Origin of the sequence: Chryseobacterium gotjawalense, assembly GCF_030012525.1 — a bacterium.
GTDB lineage: Bacteria > Bacteroidota > Bacteroidia > Flavobacteriales > Weeksellaceae > Kaistella > Kaistella gotjawalense.
In genome coordinates this window covers 758,194-778,189 of sequence record NZ_CP124855.1, presented here as the reverse complement: position 1 = coordinate 778,189, position 19,996 = coordinate 758,194, and the positions used below count along the sequence as shown (strand labels likewise).

The window sequence follows — 19,996 nt, the reverse complement described above, 5'->3', positions numbered from 1 at the left end:
CTTTGCTCCACAAAAAGAGCTCCACTCAGGTCGGGGCGCATTTTCGTCTTAAAATCACTATTTTTGCAAAAAGATAAAGCATGCAAAATTACCTGGAATTCAATTTCAAAATACAGCCACTTCAGCCCTGGAACGAAATCCTGATGGCAGAACTCATCGAAATCGGTTTCGACAGTTTTACCGAAGAACACGACGGGATTTTAGCCTACATTCAAACAGAACTTTTCAAAGAAGAAGAACTGAAAGAAGTTCAGCTGCTTCAGAATCCTGAAATCAGCGTTTCTTATACTTTCAAAGAAATGCCAAATATCAACTGGAATGAAGAATGGGAAAAAAACTTTTCTCCGATCAATATAGAAAACCAGGTTTCTATTCGTGCCGAATTTCATCCAAATCAAAACTTGCCGCACGAAATTATCATTCAGCCCAAAATGTCTTTCGGAACCGGACATCACGCGACGACGTATTTGATGATTCAGCAAATGCTCGACATGGATTTCAAAAATAAAACCGTTTTGGATATGGGTTGCGGAACTTCCGTTTTAGCGATTTTCGCCAAACAAAAGGGTGCCGGAAAAACCGTAGCAATCGATATTGACGAATGGTCAGTAGAAAATTCCATCGAAAACGCCGCAAGAAATAACGTTGAACTTGAAATCTCACAAGGAACTGCAGATAATTTAGGAAACGAAAACTTCGATATTATTTTAGCCAACATCAACCGTAATATTTTGATTTCAGATATCCCAACGTATGTTTCGGTTTTAAATAATGGCGGACAGTTATTACTTTCCGGCCTATGTTTCTTCGATGTAGATGATATTCTGGAAGTTTGTAATGAACAGAAACTGACTTTGAAAAAGAAGTTACAAAGAGAAGAGTGGGTTTCTTTGCTGTTAGAGAAATAAAAAAAACCTAGCGAAATGCTAGGTTTTAGTGACCTCGACAGGATTCAAACCTGTAACCTCCTGAGCCGTAATCAGGTGCGCTATTCAGTTGCGCCACGAGGCCTTTTTTTTAGGTCTGCAAATATAACACTTTTTTATTCTTTTCAAATAATGAAAGTAACTTTTTTTACAATTTTTACACTTTTTCTTTTTTTAGCCTGCAAAAAAGAAAGTTCTGCAAAATTGAACAACTGGCAAATCATCTCAGAAAATGTTCAGTTTAAGGATGAAGGCAATTTTTTTCATCTGAAATCAGGAAAATTCGATTATACTGTTCCTACATCTAAACTTCCTTTTAAGAAGGTGATTTTGTTGAATGCAAGCTTGGTTGGTTATTTCACAGAACTTAATTCAGAACAAAATATCATCGGAATTTCCAGTCCGGAATATGTCTATTCGAAAAAAGTTCAACAAATGATTACCGATGGGAAAATTCAAAATGTCGGAAATGAACAGAAATATAATTTAGAGAAAATTATCGCTTTAAAACCTGATGCTGTTTTCACCAATTACATCGCAAGTTTTGAAAATACCTATGATTTAATTAAGAAAAACGGGATCGAAATTATTTTTCTGGATGAATATTTAGAACAGAATTCTTTAGAAAAATCGAAATATTTAGTGTTGTTTGGGAAACTCTTTAACCAGGAAAAGAAGGCAGTTACTCATTTTGAAACCATTGAGAAAAGTTACGATTCTTTGAAAACGGTAGCCAAAAAAGCGATGAATAAGCCGGTGGTTTTGGCCAACGAAATGTATGGCAACCAATGGTTTTTACCGGGAGGAAAATCTAATTTGGCACAGTTTATTTCTGATGCGAATGCAACTTATATTAATGCTGGCAGTTCCGAATCCAAAGCAGTCCCGATGAGTTTTGAAGAAATTTTTGCCAAAGCTCAAAAAGTTGAATATTGGGTGAATATCGGGAATCACGTCAATAAAAAAGAGCTGCTTCAGATTAATCCAAATTACACCAAACTTCCCGTTTTTAATGACGGCAAACTCTACACGATGAATGGCAGAGAAGTCGGAAAATCAAATGATTACTTTGAAAGCGGAGTGGTGCGGGCAGATTTGGTGCTCAAGGATTATATCAAAATTTTTCATCCTGAATTGTTGCCAAATTATCAATTAACGTATTTAAGAGAGTTGAAGTAAATATTATTTCTATTTTTGCATCTTTAAAAATTAGTCATTCAGCGTTTATGTGGAAGAAAATTAAAAAACTTATTTATATCATCATCCTGGCAAATATTCTGTTTATTGTGTGGGGTAAATTCTTTAATCCGCCCATCACATTTACACAAATTGGTGGTTTGGTGGAATTTGGAAAACTGAAAAGAGATTATATTTCTTACGGTGAAATGGGCGATAATGTGAAAAAGGCGGTGATTGCGGCAGAAGATCAAAGATTTTTTGATCATAACGGTTTCGATTATCAGGCCATTGAGAAAGCTATGCAGCATAATCAGCAGGGGAAAAAGGTCCGCGGAGGAAGTACCATTTCCCAACAGACAGCAAAAAATGTTTTCCTGTGGCAGGGTAGAAGCTGGATTAGAAAAGGTTTTGAAGCCGTTTACACGTTCATCATCGAATTGGTTTGGGGGAAAGATGTTATTCTGGAAAGATATCTGAATTCGATCGAAATGGGACGTGGCGTGTTTGGAGTTGAAGCTGCCTCCCAATATTATTTTAATAAAAGTGCCCGGGATTTAACCAAAAGTGAAGCGGCCTGGATTGCTACTATTTTACCAAATCCTCAAAAATACGATCCCAAAAATCCATCTCCTTATCTCAATAAAAAGCACAACTGGATTATGCGCCAAATGAATAACATTACGCTTAAATAATTTATCTTTACGGAGATTATGGGAGTTATTTTTCGACATAGAGAAGGTTTCAGTACGGTTCTGACCAAATATTTCAGTTTTAAAAATGAGACCAAATCTTTGGATCCTCTCATTGAATTGCTTAGAAGTATTCGTTCAGAGGATTTTCATGAGGTTTTGGATTTTCTGAGGGAAAGCCATGAAGTAACCGAAAATTTGGGATATTATATCCGCAATTTGTTTGAAGGCAAACCATTTAACCTTTCGCTGACCGAAGCTAATATCTTATCAGAAAACGCTTTTTATCCGGAACTGAAGAAAAGACTGCTCGATAAAATTTTGCCCAGTGTGGAGAATGAAGAAACAATTTGGTATTTGGTAGATACGGTTTCTGTCCGCCCGAAAGTTGATTTAGCGTTTTTTAGAAACCTGCAGAAAGAGAGTTTAGATGAGATTTTCAGATTGCTGAAGGTTGATCGGTATATTTTGAAACGCAGTGTGAAAAATGAATTGCTCTTTTCATTAAACATACTTTGCTGGCGGATTATCGGGAATGCGTTGGATGTGCAAGTCATGAATATGGCACCGGAATACCGCAATTTTGACAATCCTTTTTTGGCGATGCAAAATGAAATTGATCTGTTAAACCAAAGCTATAAAGAAAATCCGGATTTTAACCTGACTTCAAAAGATGTCAATTATAAACAGATTAAAGTGCTGATGCAGCAATGTCTGGATTTCGTGGCGCTCGCTTTTAAAAACTCTTCTAAATACGGTATTTCGGGGAAAATCAATCAGTCTTTGATGAAAATCAGGCAACAACTGGAGCGAATGTCAGACATTCTTTCGGTGATGATTTTTGATAAAGAAGAAGATGTTTTAAAGAATTCTAAAAGGTTGTTTTTCAAGATATTAGAATATAAATCTCATAAAAATAATCTGCGGGAATTAATTTTAGACAGTACAAGACTGAAATCTCACCTGATCACAAATCACACTGCAGAAACCGGTTCTCACTACATTACTTCTACGCCCAAAGATTATATGAGCATGTTTTGGCGCGCAAGTGGCGGCGGTGTAATTGTGGGAGCGCTTTGTGTTTTGAAACTCTTGTACGGCTATATTCCGGGAAGTGATTTTTCGCATGCTTTTTACTATGGCTTCAATTATGCCATGGGATTCATCATGATTTATCTGATGAATTATACGCTGGCCACCAAACAACCGGCCATGACTGCCGCTACAATGGCAAAAGTGCTTTCTGAAGGAGAAAATACACGTAAAAATTATGTGGATTTTGCACATTTGGTTTCCAGATTATTTCGCTCGCAGTTCATCGCTTTTGTGGGGAATGTTTTGCTGGCTTTCCCGATTGCACTTGCGATTATTTACGGAATGGATGTTATTTTTAAACAGAATTTTGCAGTTGAAAAATCGGCCAAGCTGTTGAGTGATTTGGATCCCGTGCAGTCGAAAGCTATTTTCCACGCGTGTATCGCCGGATTTTTCTTATTTATTTCCGGGATTATTTCCGGTAATGTGGGCAACAGTTCTGTGTTTTATCATATTCCAAAAAGAATTGAAAAAAATCCTTTTCTTAATTATTTTGTCGGGAAAAATACGGCAAAAGGGCTTTCTGAGTATTACGCGAAAAATTGGGCGGGAATTATTTCGAATTTCTGGTTTGGTATTTTCCTTGGAATTACCGGTCCTATTGGTCTTTTCTTAGGATTAGATTTAGATATTCGCCATATCACTTTCGCTTCCGGAAATTTCGCTTTAGGATTGTACGGCGCTGATTTCTCGGTGAGCAGTGCCACGTTTTGGATTTCTTTTGTAACCGTATTCCTGATCGGATTTTTTAATTTTGCCGTGAGTTTCGGCTTATCGATGATATTGGCATTCCGCTCGAGAAAGGTGAATTTTGGCGAAGTAAAAGAGATTTACCGTGAGATATTCAGGTATTTTATGAAAAACCCACTGCGCTTCTTTTTGCCGATCCGTTCAGACTTAGATACCAGTACGAAAGAAATGGTGGATAATACCGTGATTACAAAACCAGAAGATCAATAAAATGTTCTTCCCCGAATTTCTCCTGAAATTTCTTTAAATAAAAGGTTTTCCGCATTCTGAAATCATTTTTAAGCAAAGGCGATTTTATTCTTATTTCTAAAATTTTCCTGTTTAAATTCACAGATTCTATTTCATTGAAAAGAGCGTCGTTCAGATATTCATGCAAGAAATCCTTGACTTCAAAAGCCAGCAATTTATTTTCGAAACCATAAAGTCTTGCGAATGATTTCACGAGTTCTGAGGATTGAAATTCTCTTTTTTTCTTTTTCATTGGTAAGTGTTACGGGTTTTGGGTTCCGAGTTTCGAGTTTCGAGTTTTTAGATTTATTTTAAACGGGGAGCATTTGTAATTTTAAGTTAAGGTTTTCCTGTTCCGTCATTCCAGTTTAATCTGACCCATTTGAGATAGTTATTGATTTTGCCTCCTAATAAATTGTAATCGTTTCGAAGAACTTCAAAATGCTCTTTTAAATCTGGATATAGAAGAATGATTTTTTCTAAATGTCCTATGGTTTCATCACAACTGGAGTGGCTAAAAACGAGAAATCTCTCGTATTCTTTTTTATAACAACTTCTACCGTAACCTTCAATAATATTTGATACTACAGAATCGGAGGATCTTCTTAGTTGACTTCCCAATTCATAAAGTTCATACTTTGGAAGTTTCAGTGAACTTGGATGTGTTTTTATAAAAAGATCAAAACTCATTTTATAAATATCTAATGTTCTGTAACTCATCGTATTATTTTTAAAATTAATCAGACTCTTTATGAACGGGATTTAAACGCTTAGCCCGTATCTCGGACCTTGATTTACAATTCAAATATCTTGCTTTCCTCATTAATTCTCTTCACCACATTTTCGGTTCTTTCTCTGCTCGTGTCGGTAATGAAAATTTGTCCGAAATGTTCCTGATTCACGAGTTCAATTAATTGTGAAACTCTGGTGTCATCCAGTTTATCGAAAATATCATCCAACAAAAGAATCGGTGTTTTTGCTGTCAATTCTTTAATCCGGTTCATTTGCGAAAGTTTGAGCGCAATCAAAAAAGATTTTTGCTGCCCCTGACTTGCGGTTTTCTTCATCGATGTTCCGTTCATTTCAAAAAGCAGATCATCTTTGTGAATTCCTTTGGAGGTATAAGTCAGGATTCTGTCTTTTTCTAAATTTTGTTGAAGTAAAGTTCCGAAGGTTTGATCGCTTAAATCCGATTCATAAATGACCGTAATTTTTTCTTTCCCTTTAGAAATAATGTCATAATAATTCTGAATTAAAGGCACGATCGAATCGGTGAATTCCCTTCTTTTTTCGAAGATTCTGGTTCCGAATCTTATTAAAGGCTCATTGTAAATTTCCAGATTGTCAGCATCGAAATATCTGTTTTTTGCGAAATCCTTTAATAAAGCATTTCTCTGCTGAACCGTTTTTTGATACTGAATCAAGTTAAAAAGATAATCAGAATCGGTTTGCGAAATCATTGAATCTAAAAACTTCCGGCGGCTTTCGCCCGAATCTGAAATCAGATTGGAATCGTAGGGAGAAATGATTACACTTGGCAAAAATCCGATGTGATCTGACATCCGGTCGTAGCTTTTATCATTTTTTTTAATGATTTTTTTAGCCTCTTTCGGCTGCTGAATTTTGATGATATTTTCTTTTTCGCCATCATCAATAATTCCCTCGATGGTGAAGAAATCTTCGTCCGTTTTAATATTATTAAGATCCTTGTTTCCCAGAAAACTTTTTGCCATTGACAAATAATAGAGACCATCCAGAATATTGGTTTTTCCCACGCCGTTATTCCCCACAAAACAGTTGATCTGTGCTGAAAATTCAAAATTTCGTTCGTGATGGTTTTTAAAATTGATAAGGGATAATTTTTTAATAATCATAATCCTAAAATATTTTCGAGTTTTTCAGGGTTTTGATGATTTTCCCAAAATGAAATAATATAAATAGTTTTTTTTTGGATAGTATAAATTAAACTGTAATTTTTTAAAATTAAAATCCGAGTTTCATCATTCACCGTTTTTTTACCTGAAAAGGGATAGGTTTTTAATAGATCCGTTTTTAATTTAATAGCAGTTTTTAATTTCTTCGAATACGAAGTGCTTTTGTTTCTTTTATTCCAGTAGTTGAAAATTTCATCTCTTTGTTGTTTCGCAAAATGAGTCCATACAACGGTTAATTTAGCCATTCTTCATCCATTTTGTCCATTTCTTCTTCGGTATAAACTCTGCCGTTTTTCACATCATCTAATCCTTTTTCAATCATTTTCAGAACCGCCTCAGGCAGAACAATTTCTTCTTCCCGGAAATATTCTTCTACTTCTTCTTCGGTCATTGGTTTTTCGGATTCATAGATTGATTGAGGTTCAGAAACGGATGTTACATTTTCAGCAGTCACCAATTCCCACAATTTTAAAATCAAATTTCGGTCGGAACTTTCAGAGATTGTTCTGATTAATTTACTTTTTAAAAATTCAAAATTTTCCATCACTCAATATTTCTGTAAAGGTAAAAATTTCATTTCAGAATGCTTTCAAAAAAAGAGCGCTGAATTTTAGTCTTCGAAATTAACGAAATGGAATTCTCGGTGCCTGATTTTTTTAAATGCATTATATTAAAGTAGATTTTTTAAGCAGAAGTGAATATCAATTTATAAGGTGTTTTAATATAATAAATAATAAAGGAAGTCCACTACAACTCTCTACCCAAAGCGAAAAATAGGTTTCTTTGTTTGAGTTTTCCGAAAAATAAATCAGGATGTAAGTTAAAATCGAGGTTAAAAAAAAGGCAAAAGAAAACTCGGTTTTTAAGGAAAAGATGGCAATCATTACGCTGATGAAAATCAAAATATAAGCGAAGTGTTTTGTGTTTTGAATTCCGATTAATCGTGGGAAAGTTACAATCGTATCAGAATTGACATCCCGAATATCAAATGGCAAAACCAGCGCAGTAATAAAGAGCCAGCTGATCCAGAAAATTTCGCGGTTAAATTCCGGCAAAATCAACCAGGAATTGATTAATGCCCAAGTCAAACCCACATAAAATATTTTGAATAACGGGATTTTCCGAACGAAAAATTTAAGAAAAGTACTGTCGTATAAAAGACCTAAAATTACGATGATGCCCCATTTTATCAACCTGTTTTCATTGTGATTGTAGAGAATTAAAACGGCCGAAATAATTCCGGATAACACATTAAAAATCAAGATCCTGTAAAAAAGTTTTCCTGTGTTTTGGTATTTCGTGTAGAGATAGCCGCTGAAGTAAGTGATGAAAATTAGTGCAATGGTCGGTATTTTGATAATATCCTCCTCCAACATAAAAAATACAGCAAAAAAAGTCCCCATCAAAGAAACATACAGTTGACTGTCGATAAGGTATTTTTTTAGTAAATTTAAACTGTTCATAAAAATCGCCTTCAAGTGTTTCAAAAACCCTGAAGTTTTTAAATAAGTAAACAAATCTATGAAAAATAAAATTTTTGCATTCATCCTTCTGCTCTTTGCTTTCAACGGAATTTTCGCACAGAAATATTACGACCTCCAATGGAAGAAAGTTGCCGAAAATTATAAAACCGGAAAGTTTAAATCCAGTCTTCCTTTAATTTTAGAAATTCAAAATCAAGCTATGAAAGAAAAGAATGCGGTTCAACTTATTCGGTCGCTGAAAGCAGAATTTAGTATCGTGAATCAAACCTACGACGATACAAAAAACGATGCTTCAACGAAATTTTTCACAAAAATTGAGGGTTTACAATCGAAGTTAAAAGGCGATGATCAATTGTTATATCAAGTTTTACGGGGTGAATTTTTCAATGATTATTACAATCAGAATCAGTGGCGGATTAATCAAAGAACAAATTTGAATAATAATGATTTAACTGAGATTGAAACATGGTCGAAACTGGATTTTAAAAATTATTTAACCAAACATTTTCAAAACTTAGAAGCGAAAAAAGTTGAACTTCAAAAAGTGAAAATGTCGAAATATAAAGAAATCTTCGATGAAACCGAAAATCTGGACTATTTTCCAACTTTGTTTGACTGGAATGCGATGAACGAAATCAAGTTCTACAACAATTCTCAGTTGTTCACGCCTAATGAACTGAAAGTCAATCAATCAAAAATTTCAAATTTATATTCAGAACTCATTCAGAAAAATACAGGAAACGCAAAACTCTATTTTCAGCACCAGAAATTAAATGACGATTGTGCTTTTTCAAATTGTAAAGATAAATTTCAGCAACTTCAAAATCTGGTTAAATCTCCAACGGAAGGTGATTATAAAGTATTGATCATTTCGGAAATTATCGATCAGTTGACGAACGAACAAAAATATGCAGAAGCGTTGGTTTTAATTAAAAATACGAAACAACAATATCCAAGTTCTAAATTTCTGAACAGTATTCTCAACCGCGAAAACAGCATTTTACAGCCAAGTTTAACTTTAAATTACGAAAAACATACCCAAGCAAATTTGCCGATTCATTTGGTTGCAGAAGCAAAAAATGTTTCGAAATTTTCTTTAAATATTTATGAAGTTAATGACGATCAGCAGAATTTTCTGAAATATGTGGCAAACTCGTATGATAAAAACCGCTTTCCGGCGGTGAAGAAAACTTTGGTTCGGAAAGAAACTTTTGATTTGCAGGATTTGAAAGATTATAAAAATCACAAAACTTCTTTAGAAATAAAAGCACTTCCGTCCGGAATTTATCTCGCAGAATATGTTGTAGAAAATGCGATTCAGGAGAATTTCTATTTTATTGCCACGAATTCACGAATTATCTTTAACAAAAAAGTTGACCGTAAAAATATTGACAATCAATTGCAACTTGTAAACCGGGAAAACGGGAAATCGGTTTCGAATGAAAACCTGAAAATCTTTGAATTTACCAACGATAACAAAGCCAGTTCTTTTCCTGCAAAAACCGATCAATCTGCGCTTTTTAAATTTCCTGTTTCGAAAGATAACCAGTATTACCGCTACTATTTGGTGCAGCAACCTTCTTCGAATGATTATAATTTAATGCAGGTTTATGGTAATCAATATTATAATGAACCCAAAAAAATAGAAGAGAAAAATCTTGCCCAAATTTTCATTGATCGCGGCATTTACCGTCCAGGACAAGTCGTTTATTTTAAAGTCATTAACACCAAATTGTTGATGGATAAAGAATCTGTCGCAGTGGGAATCAAACAGAAAATAACATTGAACGATGCGAATGGCCAAGAGATTTCTTCCCAGACTTTTGCGACCAATGAATTCGGTTCTTATAATGGAAATTTCACTTTGCCGAACGGAAAACTCAACGGTCAGTTTTCATTAGAAGTTGATTCTGATGATTTAGATGATGATGCGACCAAATATTTTCAGGTTGAAGAATATAAAAGGCCGAAATTTGAAGTGACTTTTGAACCCATCAAATCGGAATATAAGTACGGCGAAACCATCGAAATGAAAGGAAAAGCGATGATGTTTTCCGGCGTGGCTTTAAGCAACGCTACCGTAAATTATGAAATTAAAAAACAAAATATTCGGTGGAGATATTTCTGGTGGTTTCCAAGAGGAAATGATAATGAAAACTCCATTTTAGGCGAAGTTAAAACCAATGATAAAGGAGAATTCGTTATTAAAATCGATTTGAAAAAAGACGAAACTTTAGACGGAATTCAGATCGATAATTATCAAATTAATGCTTCGGTGACGGATATTAATGGCGAAACACAATCTGCGGCGGAAAATGTAAAAGTCGCTTCGGTTTCTCATTATATCAAAACCGATGATATCAAAGATTCTTTCACCGATGAACCTGTTAAAATTAAAGTTCAAACCAAAAATTACAACGACCAGAATTTAAAGAAATCCTATCAGGTTAAACTTTTGAAATTGCAGCCGAAAGAAAGAATTTTCCGCTCTGATTTTGAAACCCAAATTCAGGATCTGCCGAAGTTTACAAAAGCGGAATTCATTCAAAAATTTCCACACGATTATTTCTCGAAGGAAGAAGAGCAATGGAAAACACAATCTGTCATTCTGAACGGAGAGAAACAAAGTGAAGAATCTCTTGATTTAGGGAAATTAGGTGCCGGAAATTACAAACTCGAACTCTTTAATATTGAAGGAAAAGATACCATTAAAACTGAAAAAACGTTCGCAGTTTATAATAAGAAATTCCTGACGGATTCTCAGAAACCTTTCCTGAAAGTTATCAATCCGAAAACCGAATATCAGAGAAATGAAAAAGCGAAAATTTATGTTTATTCCGCAATTCCTGATGCTTTGGTAAAAATTTATATGCAAAACGGAAATGGTGAAACAAAAACGGAAGAGAAAAAACTGAAGAATGGCGTTTTGGAATATGAAGTTGCTTTTCCGAAAGATGAAAGCATCGATCAGATTAATGTTCAGTTTCAGCTCATTGCTTTTAATGATGTTCAAACCGAAAACATCAATTTAAGTATTGCTTCCGACAAAAAACCTTTGCTTATCGAAACCGTCACTTTCCGCGATAAATTGGAACCCGGCAAAAAAGAAAAATGGACGGTAAAAGTTTTGGGCGAGGATAAAGAGAAAATCAACGCTGAAGTTTTGGCGAATATGTACGATAAATCTTTGGATCAGTTCGCGGGCAATTCTTTTTCGTGGAGCGCATTGTATCAGAAATATTTCATTATGAATTCTTATGAAATTAATGAAGGTTTAGCGCAGAAAAATTACAGTAAAAGGGTTCAGTATTTAAAAACAAAAATTGTCAATATTCCTGAATTTAATTGGTTTGATCAAGAAATTGTAATGATGACTTATGGACTACAGAGAAAAAAACAAATGTCAGCAAAAATGGAAGTGATGTCAGATGCTGCAATGCCCGCACCGACTGTTGAATCTCAACTAAATGGAAAAGTTGCTGGTTTAAATATTTCTAGTGACTCTGTAAAAACTCAAAATATTGAGGAAGTAGTAACAGTCGCACTTGGCAAGAAAAAAGAAAAGCTTGAAAATATTGGAGTCCGTCAAAACCTTAATGAAACCGCCTTTTTCTATCCGAACTTACTAACCGACAAAGACGGAAATGTAACTTTTGAATTTACTTCTCCTGAAGCATTAACGCAATGGAAACTGATGTTTTTGGCACATACTAAAGATGCGCGCTCGGCAACTTTAGAGAAATCGGTGGTTACCCAAAAAGAGTTTTCCGTAACGCCGAATTATCCGCGGTTTTTGCGTGAAGGTGACGAACTGAATCTGCAATCGAAACTCTCCAGTTTAGTTGATAAAAAATTAAATGGAACGGCGCAGCTGCAGATTTTAGATGCTTTTACGAATGAAGATATTTCCAGTAAATTCAATTTAAATGATACTCAAAAATCCTTTGAATTAAAAGAGAACGGCAACGAAGTTGTAACCTGGAAATTAAAAGTTCCGAATGATGTTTCTTCCATCATTATTAAAGTCGTTGCGAAAGCCGGAAACTTTTCGGATGGTGAGCAAAAAGCCATCGCCGTTTTACCGAACCGAATGTTGGTGACCGATGCCGTTCCGATTTTCGTGAAAGAAGGTCAGACGAAAACCTTTATTTTAGAAAATTTAGCAAAAAATACTTCGACAACAGCAACCAACTTTTCAAATACTTTGGAATTGACGACGAATCCGATTTGGGAGATTATGTTCGCTTTGCCAAGTCTGAAAAATGATACGAACAATTCTGCGGACGTTATTTTCAATAAATGGTTTGCCGATGTTTTGGCTTCCGAAATCTTCAAAGCGAATCCGAAACTGAAAACTGTTTTTGAGGAATATCAATTCAAAGGTTTATTGAAATCTAATCTAGAGAAAAATCAGGAACTGAAACAATTGCTTTTGGAAGAAACGCCGTGGGTTTTGGAATCCAAAAACGAAACCGAACAAATGGAAAAATTAGCCAGGATATTTGACGCGAATAACATGCGGAATTCCATTAATGAAGACTGGAGCGAATTGCTGAAACTACAAAATCCGGATGGCGGATTTTCATGGTATCAAGGTTATCCGAGTTCTTATTATAACTCGCTTTATATCCTGAAATCTTTAGGAAAAATCAGCGAATGGCTGAAAGGAAATGTGGCAGACTATCAATCTGCGGAACAGAAAGAAATGGTTTCTAAACTCATTAATTACGTTGATTCAGAAGTTAATAAATATAGTCAAATTGATAAAAAAGACGTGGTGAATAATTACGTTCTCGATTATTTGGACACGCGAAATTATTGGGAAAAAGAATATCCTTTGAAACAAAAAGGAACAGTCTTGAAAAATGCAGTTCTTTCTAAAGCAAAAACGGAGAAGATCACCGATTTCACTTTCTTTGGACTGCACCGGTTGGCGATGTTATTTGATGATTATGGAATGAAAGATTTTTCTAAAAAATTCCTTACTTATTTAAAAGAAACTTCCACAGAATCGGAAACACAAGGAATTTACTGGAAACAGAATCTCGATAACTGGGGTTGGTATAATTCCAAAACCGTGAATCACGCAGGAGCTTTGGAAGCGTTTAATAAACTCACGCCAAACGATACCGGTTTCATTGAAGAAATGAAAATCTGGCTGATCACGCAGAAGGAAGTCAATTCCTGGGGAAGTTCGCGCGGCACGGCAGAAGTGATCTTCACTATTTTAAATTCGGGGAAATCATGGACTTCAAGTAACAGTGATAAAGCCACCATTGTTTGGGGCGGAAAAGAACTCGCAAACCCTGATACGAAAGCGACGGGTTATGTAAAATCGACTTTAAAAGGTGAAAATATCGACAACAAATTAGGAACCGTTACCGTCACAAAACCCGGTTCTGGGATTGTTCAAGGTGGTTTGTTCTGGCAATACTATGAGGATTTGGATAAAATAAAATCCTCGGAATCTTATCTTTCAATCGTGAAAGAATTGTACAGAAAAGTAAAAACCGTGAATGGTGAAGAACTTCAGAAAATCACCGAAGAAACGCCTTTGAAAGTGGGCGATAAAGTCACCGTAAGAATGATTTTAAATACGGACAGAAACATGGAATTCATTCATTTAAAAGACATGCGAGCTGCAGGTTTTGAGCCTTTAAATGTGATTTCCGGTTACGAATGGAAAAACGGATTGGGTTATTATCAGTCGACCAAAGATGCTTCTACCAATTTTTATATTGAAAATATGCCGAAAGGAAAATACGTTTTCGAATACGATTATATCTGCAACGCCTCGGGGACGTTCAGCAACGGAATCACCACGTTACAGAATTATTACGCACCACAGATGAATGCGCATACGAAAGGAACCAAGGTGATCATTACAGAATAATTCATTTTGGTAAAGTTAAAAAAAAACGATAATCCGTTTCATTGAGTTGGAACGGATTTTTTTTTAAAGAAAAGAGGTTGACGAAAAATGATATGGAATCCATTTTTTGACAAATGTCAAAGGAATGAGAATGTATTATACTCAACTTTGCATCCACAAACAGACAAAGAAAATGATAACCTTTAAAAATAATCTGTCCAAAGTGATGCTCTTTTTACCGCTGGTTTTTTCAGCCCAACAGGTGCCTACTTTGCCGGAGTTAATCGACAGCGCTTTAGTGAACGACGGAACATTAACCCAACAAATCCTGGAAAACAAATACACCAAACTCGATGATCAAAAACTGAAAGATGTTTTTCTTCCTAAAGTTGATATTTCGGGTAAAACCGGCTATCTATATGCTTCAGCGCATTTAAAATCTCCGGAAATCGGTGTTCCTCCCATCCCCGGGGTTTTTCCAGGTGCTGTATTTTCGGAAGGTCAACTTGATAATAATGTGAATGTTTCCGGGATTTCCGCTTTGGCAAAAGCTGAAGCGAGCGTTCTTCTCTATTCCGGCGGGAAAGTGAAATATCTGAAAGAAGCCAACAAAGAAAAAAATATTTCCGAAAATTTATTGATGCAGAAAAGCCGTGACGAAATCATTACGGAAGTTTCAAAAGCGTACGATCAAATGGCGTTGGTGCAGGAATCCAAAAAAGTTTTAGATGAAGCAAAAAAACGTCTCGACATCAATAGAAAAACCGCCGACAAATCATTAGGTTACGGATTGATCACGCCTTACGACCGAAAAAAAATCGAACTGGCGCAGGCAAATTTAGATTCCAAATTGGTGGAATATGAAGGAAAGAAAGAGTTGTTAATTACGCAGATCTATTTATTGACCGGAATCGAGCGTGAAAGAATTGCTTTAATTCAACCGCAATTACAAACTATTTCTTACGAAGTTCTCAATCAGAATATTGAAAATAGAGTAGAAATTCAGGCTTTGGATCACGGGATTAAAGCGAGCGATTATAAAATAAAAGCCGAGGAAAGATGGTGGGTTCCGAAAGTTCAGGCGCAAACTTCACTCAGTTATTTCGGCCTGTTCAACAGCAATATTTCGACTTCAAAAGATTTGTTGCCCAACACAGGGAAGAAACTGGATATGAATCCCGCGAATACAAACGTTTTTCCATTATTTCAGGCGGGAATTGGTTTTAAATGGGATGTTTTTGACGGTAATGAAGGAAAACATCTGGTAGAAAAAGCGAAAATTGAAAAAGAGATTTTAGAAAATAAAAAACGTGATACTTCCAAAAAGCTAAATCTCAATTTGGCGAATAATCAAACCAATTATACGATTGCTAATGCTCAAATTAAGTTAAAAGAAAAATCCCGTGAAATTGCAAAGCAAGGTTTGGAACAGGTGGAAAAAGAATTCCGGTACGGAACAAAAACTTCTTCTGCTTTGATAGATGCAGAAAATGATTTGGAAAATGCCGAACTGGAATTGCAAACCGCGATTTTTAACCAAAGAAGAAGTGCCATCGAGTTGATGAAATCCACTCAGAATTTGCTGATCCAAAACCTTTAAGTTTTAACCGCAAAAGAGACAAAAGACAAATGAAATGTAAAGATTTTCAATAGTCTGCAAAAATTGAGATATTTAGGGTATTTACGTTTTGCAAACTGTTGAATTACTTCTATTAAAAAAAAACTTTTGCCTCTTTTGCGGTTAAAAAATTTAGACTGTCATTAGATACCAATCATAACAAACAAACATTCAACATGAAAAATATTGTATTAACGTCTTTGGCTTTGGTAAGTTTGCTGGCACTTTCAGGCTGCAAAGAATCAAAACCGGAAAGAGAAATTGTGGGTAAAACCAAAAAAGAAGTTATTTCTTTTGCACCGAAAATCACCGGAAGGATTTTAACCATTAAAGTAGAAGAAGGACAAACTGTCAAGGTGGGCGATACGCTCGCAATTCTAGATGTCCCCGAAGTTTCTGCAAAGATTGCGCAGGCAAAAGGTGCAACTTCCGCCGCAAACGCACAGGTCCTGATGGCAAAGAACGGTGCGACCGCCGATCAGCTCCGTCAGTTGAAAGCTAAGCAGAAAGGCTTGCAGGAACAATTTCAATATGCACAGAAATCTTATAACCGGGCAAAAAACATGTACCGAGACAGTTTACTTTCGCCCCAGAATTACGATGAGTATTTTGCGAAATATCAGGGAGCAAAAGCGCAGTTGGATGCGGTCAATGCGGAACTTCATGATGTTGTGATCGGAACGCGTTTCGAAAAAATAGAAATGGCGCAAGGTCAGCAAAATCAGGCAAGAGGTGCTTTGCAGGAGGCTAATGTCGCTTATTCGGAAAAGTACATCATCGCCACCAATGATATGGAAATCGAAACCATCGCTTTGAACAAAGGAGAACTGGCGACGGCTGGCTATCCGCTTTTTACCGGTTATATACCGCAGACTTCGTATTTCCGGTTTACCATTCCCGAATCAAAAATTGCGAAATATCAGAAAGGAATGACGGTGAAAATGTTCGTTAATTACAACAAGAAAGAATTTACGGGAAAAATTGTCGCCATTAAACAACTGGCGAAATACGCGGATATTACGACCGCTTTCCCGGATTACGAACCGGAAGAAGCGATTTACGAAATCAAAGTGGTGCCGGAAAATCAGCAGGCTGCGAAAGATATTTTGGTGAATTCAAATGTGACTTTAAAGTAATTGTAAAATTAAATTAAATCTCACAAAATGAAACAAATCAGATATTTATTAAAAAGGGAATTCCACCTGTTTTTCACCAACAAAACGATGATTTCCGTCTTTTTTTTAGCGCCCGTTTTCTACGCTTTGCTCATTGGTTTTACCTACAAATCCGGGAAAGTAGAAAATATTCCCGTAATCGTGGTGAATCATGACAACACGCCGTTATCCAATCAGGTCGTAGAAATGCTTCAGGACAGTAAATCGTTGAAAGTTTTAAGTTATATTAATGAACCTGCGAACTTGAAAGATGAAACCATCAAAACAGAAGCTGCGGCAGTAATCATTATACCGGAACGTTTCGAAGCGATGATGCTTCAGAAAAAATATCCGGAGGTGAATGTTTACGTGAACACTTCAAATGTATTGACGGCGAATTTTGCCACAAAAGCCATTCAGTTGACTTTAGGAACTTTCTCCGCCGGCGCGGAAATTAAAGCGTTGGAGAAAAAAGGCATGAATGCAGATCTAGCGAAAACCCAATACGAACCTTTCAAAGCGAATTATATTACGCTTTTCAACACCACGAGTAATTATCTGGTTTTTATGTGGCCGGCAATGATGGCCGTCGTTTTACAGCAGGTGATTTTATTGGCAATGGCAGTTACTTTTTCTGAAGAATTTAAAAGAGAATCTTTCCTTAAAGATTTTGCAGGTAAAGAAAAATATGCGGTTGTGGTAATGGCGATTAAATGCCTGCCCATCTGGATTTTCGCGAATTTCAATATCCTGTTTTTCTACCTGTGCAGTTTATATTTTAGAATTCCGGTTCCCGACAATGTTTGGAATTTCTTTCTCATCACCGCAGTTTTCGTGGTGGCGGCAACCAATCTGGGGGTTCTCATAAGTATTTTGGTTCCGGATGCGTTGAAGGCTACGCAATACTTAATGGTGATTGCATCGCCTGCTTTTATCATCAGTGGATTTACGTGGCCAACTTATGCGATGCCTGCGTTTATCAAAAGTTTTACGGCAATTATTCCATTAACACCCTATCTGGATGCGCTGAAAATTATGGTGGTACAGAACGGTTCGGCGATTTTAACCAAAAAACATTTGGTTCACCTGTTCATCTTAGGATGGATTTATTTCATTCTTGGTTGGATGGCACTGAAAATAAAAATTCATTTCCTTTTTAAAAAATATAAAATCTCGCAAAATATTGAAAAAGACGAGTTATCGGAATTAATTTCTTCCGAGGAATAATTTTGACTTAAAGTAATAACAGTTTTCATACTGTTTGTTTGTTGAGGACGTCTGGGCTGTAGTACAGACGTTCTTTTTTATTTTTGGCAAACATTTCGCTCGTCTTTAAGGACGAGATTCCCGCTTTTTTATTCCGTTTCGTTGCATAAAAAGAGTTTCACTCAAGCCGGGCTGCAGATTTTGCTTCATTTACTAGTGATGATTAATATAAAGTCTCTGTCTTTTTACCATATTCTTTCTTTATTTTTGTAAAAACTATACGAAGTGAAACTGCTCGACCAAATTTCAAAATATATAAAACCAGACGCCGTTACCGAAGATTTTTTTCGCAATGAAACGCAGACCAGAATTTTCGCAAAAGGCGAACTGTTAAGCCATCAAAATACTCATAACCGAAATGTTTATTACATGGAAAATGGTCTCGCGCGAACGTATTATTTTGAAAAAGGAAAAGACATCACCACCAATTTTTATTCAGAGGGAAAATCATTCGGCAGCATCGATACGATTTTCAATAATGTTCCCTCGATTTATAATATCGAAACTTTGGAAGAAAGTACGGTTACCTTTTGTGATTATAAAAAGTTGGAAGAACTGTGTTCAGTTTCTTTGACCTCGGCGAATTTCAGCCGGTTTCTTTTGGGGAATTTAATGGCTCAGATGTCGAAACGGATCAGTTCGCTTCAACACATGACGGCGAAAGAGAAATACGCGCAGCTTTTGGAGGAAAACCCCAACATTATCCTTCGTGCCCCTTTGGGAATGATCGCTTCTTATCTGGGGATTTCACAGGAAACGCTGAGCAGAATCAGAAGTGAAATTTAAATCGTAAATATTCCTTAAAATAATTCTATTTTTGTTTGATAAAACTAAACTATGCAAGATATTTTTAATGCTAAAGAAGCGCAGAATTACATCGACAGAATCAATAAACTTTCTCCAGATTCAAAAGCGAAATGGGGCAAAATGTCCGTCGATCAAATGTTGGCGCATTGCAATGTAACTTATGAAATGGTGTATGAACCGCAAAAACATAAAGCACCGGGCGGAATTGCGAAATTTATTTTAAAAAGATTTGTAAAACCGAAAGTGGTGGGCGAAAAATCCTATTCTCAGAATTCTCCGACTGCGCCACAATTTATAATTAAAGAAAGCAAAGATTTTGATTCTGAAAAAAAACGGTTGATCGGCTTTATTCAGAAAACACAGCAGTTAGGACGGGAATCTTTTGACGGAAAAGAATCATTTTCTTTCGGGAAACTCAAGGCTCAGGAATGGAACAATATGTTTGCGAAACATTTAAATCATCATTTGGATCAGTTCGGTGCCTAATTATTTAATTTTAAAAACACAATCATGAAAAAAATTTTACTCACTTTGCTTTTAATAAGCGGTTTTATTACTGCCCAAATGCCCGATATCTCCAGCGTTTGGATGAACAATTCTGAGCCTTATTTAGGAACCATCACTGCGGAAAAAATTCCGATGACGGTGAAAATTAATATTTCGGAACAGGATAAAAAAAATGATCAGGAATATTTTGTTTCCGGATTTTCTTTAGTAGAAAAAACGAATACCAAATTCGAAGGTAAACTGAAAATCACCAAATATAAAGACGCTCAAAAACGAAGTTCGATTTTTGGCGAATATGAATTGGCCGAAGAAGGCACGGGAAAACATTCCGGGATTTTAAAAGGAAAATTTATTTATACCTTTATGTGGAATAAAAAAACCGAGAAAATTGAAAATCAATTTATCGAGTTTATTGGCAACTGGAAAAGTTATGACGGCAATTTAGAGTACCCGACGAACTGGAAAAATCAATAATTTAAAAACAATA

17 protein-coding genes and 1 tRNA gene are annotated in these 19,996 nt (G+C 35.8%); 11 read left to right on the top strand and 7 right to left on the bottom strand.

Annotated elements, in window-relative coordinates:
* Positions 1–80: 80 nt before the first annotated feature.
* A complete protein-coding gene (gene prmA / locus QGN23_RS03455; protein ID WP_282905639.1) occupies positions 81–908 on the top strand; it encodes a 50S ribosomal protein L11 methyltransferase in 828 nt (275 codons plus the stop codon).
* Between the two features lie 29 nt (positions 909–937).
* On the opposite strand, the gene QGN23_RS03450 is transcribed toward prmA, so the two are convergent.
* Positions 938–1,011, bottom strand: a tRNA-Arg gene (locus tag QGN23_RS03450).
* Between the two features lie 47 nt (positions 1,012–1,058).
* Here QGN23_RS03450 and QGN23_RS03445 point away from each other — a divergent pair.
* The 3 genes from QGN23_RS03445 to QGN23_RS03435 are packed head-to-tail and all read left to right on the top strand — an operon-like array spanning position 1,059 to position 4,849.
* Positions 1,059–2,105 (top strand): ABC transporter substrate-binding protein, encoded by a 1,047-nt coding sequence (locus QGN23_RS03445; RefSeq protein WP_282905638.1) that lies wholly within the window; start codon positions 1,059–1,061, stop codon positions 2,103–2,105.
* A 47-nt stretch (positions 2,106–2,152) separates the two neighbouring features.
* Entirely contained in the window at positions 2,153–2,797 is a 645-nt protein-coding gene (mtgA, locus tag QGN23_RS03440; protein ID WP_282905637.1) for a monofunctional biosynthetic peptidoglycan transglycosylase, read from the top strand.
* Between the two features lie 18 nt (positions 2,798–2,815).
* On the top strand, positions 2,816–4,849 hold the full coding sequence (locus tag QGN23_RS03435; protein WP_282905636.1) for a recombinase: 2,034 nt from the start codon (positions 2,816–2,818) through the stop codon (positions 4,847–4,849).
* Here the strand turns inward: QGN23_RS03435 and QGN23_RS03430 are convergent.
* The 6 genes from QGN23_RS03430 to QGN23_RS03405 form a co-directional block, all read right to left on the bottom strand.
* Positions 4,827–5,120 carry a hypothetical protein gene (locus tag QGN23_RS03430; RefSeq protein ID WP_282905635.1) on the bottom strand — a complete coding sequence of 98 codons (294 nt, stop codon included), beginning with the start codon at positions 5,118–5,120 and terminating at the stop codon, positions 4,827–4,829. The two genes, QGN23_RS03435 and QGN23_RS03430, sit on opposite strands and share 23 nt — an antisense overlap.
* A gap of 86 nt (positions 5,121–5,206) precedes the next feature.
* Positions 5,207–5,587, bottom strand: a complete 381-nt coding sequence (locus QGN23_RS03425; RefSeq protein ID WP_282905634.1) for a four helix bundle protein — start codon at positions 5,585–5,587, stop codon at positions 5,207–5,209.
* A 74-nt stretch (positions 5,588–5,661) separates the two neighbouring features.
* Positions 5,662–6,741, bottom strand: coding sequence for a DNA replication/repair protein RecF (gene recF / locus QGN23_RS03420; protein ID WP_282905633.1), 1,080 nt, complete (start codon positions 6,739–6,741; stop codon positions 5,662–5,664).
* Positions 6,738–7,046 (bottom strand): type II toxin-antitoxin system RelE/ParE family toxin, encoded by a 309-nt coding sequence (locus QGN23_RS03415; RefSeq protein WP_282905632.1) that lies wholly within the window; start codon positions 7,044–7,046, stop codon positions 6,738–6,740. Before QGN23_RS03415 ends, recF begins: the two co-directional genes overlap by 4 nt.
* Positions 7,034–7,345 (bottom strand): hypothetical protein, encoded by a 312-nt coding sequence (locus QGN23_RS03410; RefSeq protein WP_282905631.1) that lies wholly within the window; start codon positions 7,343–7,345, stop codon positions 7,034–7,036. The genes QGN23_RS03415 and QGN23_RS03410 overlap by 13 nt, the downstream gene beginning before the upstream one ends.
* 157 nt (positions 7,346–7,502) lie before the next feature.
* Positions 7,503–8,264 carry a UbiA prenyltransferase family protein gene (locus QGN23_RS03405; protein ID WP_282905630.1) on the bottom strand — a complete coding sequence of 254 codons (762 nt, stop codon included), beginning with the start codon at positions 8,262–8,264 and terminating at the stop codon, positions 7,503–7,505.
* A 58-nt stretch (positions 8,265–8,322) separates the two neighbouring features.
* Here QGN23_RS03405 and QGN23_RS03400 point away from each other — a divergent pair, with 58 nt between their 5' ends.
* The 7 genes from QGN23_RS03400 to QGN23_RS03370 all read left to right on the top strand — a co-directional run bounded on the left by QGN23_RS03400 (position 8,323) and on the right by QGN23_RS03370 (position 19,983).
* Complete coding sequence (locus QGN23_RS03400) at positions 8,323–14,178, top strand: alpha-2-macroglobulin family protein (RefSeq protein WP_282905629.1); 5,856 nt, start codon at positions 8,323–8,325, stop codon at positions 14,176–14,178.
* A 172-nt stretch (positions 14,179–14,350) separates the two neighbouring features.
* Complete coding sequence (locus tag QGN23_RS03395) at positions 14,351–15,757, top strand: TolC family protein (protein ID WP_282905628.1); 1,407 nt, start codon at positions 14,351–14,353, stop codon at positions 15,755–15,757.
* 194 nt (positions 15,758–15,951) lie between these two features.
* Positions 15,952–16,911, top strand: coding sequence for an HlyD family secretion protein (locus QGN23_RS03390; RefSeq protein WP_282905627.1), 960 nt, complete (start codon positions 15,952–15,954; stop codon positions 16,909–16,911).
* 27 nt (positions 16,912–16,938) lie between these two features.
* Positions 16,939–18,156: an ABC transporter permease gene (locus QGN23_RS03385; protein ID WP_282905626.1), complete on the top strand. Its 1,218-nt coding sequence runs from the start codon at positions 16,939–16,941 to the stop codon at positions 18,154–18,156.
* 264 nt (positions 18,157–18,420) lie between these two features.
* Entirely contained in the window at positions 18,421–18,981 is a 561-nt protein-coding gene (locus QGN23_RS03380; protein ID WP_133440445.1) for a Crp/Fnr family transcriptional regulator, read from the top strand.
* Positions 18,982–19,032: 51 nt separating this feature from the next.
* Positions 19,033–19,488, top strand: a complete 456-nt coding sequence (locus QGN23_RS03375) for a DUF1569 domain-containing protein (RefSeq protein WP_133440446.1) — start codon at positions 19,033–19,035, stop codon at positions 19,486–19,488.
* Positions 19,489–19,512: 24 nt separating this feature from the next.
* Positions 19,513–19,983: a hypothetical protein gene (locus tag QGN23_RS03370; RefSeq protein WP_282905625.1), complete on the top strand. Its 471-nt coding sequence runs from the start codon at positions 19,513–19,515 to the stop codon at positions 19,981–19,983.
* Positions 19,984–19,996 lie beyond the last annotated feature (13 nt).

Coding starts and splice junctions, on each gene's coding strand:
- QGN23_RS03445 (WP_282905638.1), top strand. CDS start 1,059: ATGAAAGTAACTTTTTTTACAATTTTTACACTTTTTCTTTTTTTAGCC.
- QGN23_RS03375 (WP_133440446.1), top strand. CDS start 19,033: ATGCAAGATATTTTTAATGCTAAAGAAGCGCAGAATTACATCGACAGA.
- QGN23_RS03405 (WP_282905630.1), bottom strand. CDS start 8,264: ATGAACAGTTTAAATTTACTAAAAAAATACCTTATCGACAGTCAACTG.
- QGN23_RS03435 (WP_282905636.1), top strand. CDS start 2,816: ATGGGAGTTATTTTTCGACATAGAGAAGGTTTCAGTACGGTTCTGACC.
- QGN23_RS03410 (WP_282905631.1), bottom strand. CDS start 7,345: ATGGAAAATTTTGAATTTTTAAAAAGTAAATTAATCAGAACAATCTCT.
- QGN23_RS03370 (WP_282905625.1), top strand. CDS start 19,513: ATGAAAAAAATTTTACTCACTTTGCTTTTAATAAGCGGTTTTATTACT.
- QGN23_RS03400 (WP_282905629.1), top strand. CDS start 8,323: ATGAAAAATAAAATTTTTGCATTCATCCTTCTGCTCTTTGCTTTCAAC.
- recF (WP_282905633.1), bottom strand. CDS start 6,741: ATGATTATTAAAAAATTATCCCTTATCAATTTTAAAAACCATCACGAA.
- QGN23_RS03385 (WP_282905626.1), top strand. CDS start 16,939: ATGAAACAAATCAGATATTTATTAAAAAGGGAATTCCACCTGTTTTTC.
- QGN23_RS03415 (WP_282905632.1), bottom strand. CDS start 7,046: ATGGCTAAATTAACCGTTGTATGGACTCATTTTGCGAAACAACAAAGA.
- QGN23_RS03430 (WP_282905635.1), bottom strand. CDS start 5,120: ATGAAAAAGAAAAAAAGAGAATTTCAATCCTCAGAACTCGTGAAATCA.
- prmA (WP_282905639.1), top strand. CDS start 81: ATGCAAAATTACCTGGAATTCAATTTCAAAATACAGCCACTTCAGCCC.
- QGN23_RS03425 (WP_282905634.1), bottom strand. CDS start 5,587: ATGAGTTACAGAACATTAGATATTTATAAAATGAGTTTTGATCTTTTT.
- QGN23_RS03390 (WP_282905627.1), top strand. CDS start 15,952: ATGAAAAATATTGTATTAACGTCTTTGGCTTTGGTAAGTTTGCTGGCA.
- mtgA (WP_282905637.1), top strand. CDS start 2,153: ATGTGGAAGAAAATTAAAAAACTTATTTATATCATCATCCTGGCAAAT.
- QGN23_RS03395 (WP_282905628.1), top strand. CDS start 14,351: ATGATAACCTTTAAAAATAATCTGTCCAAAGTGATGCTCTTTTTACCG.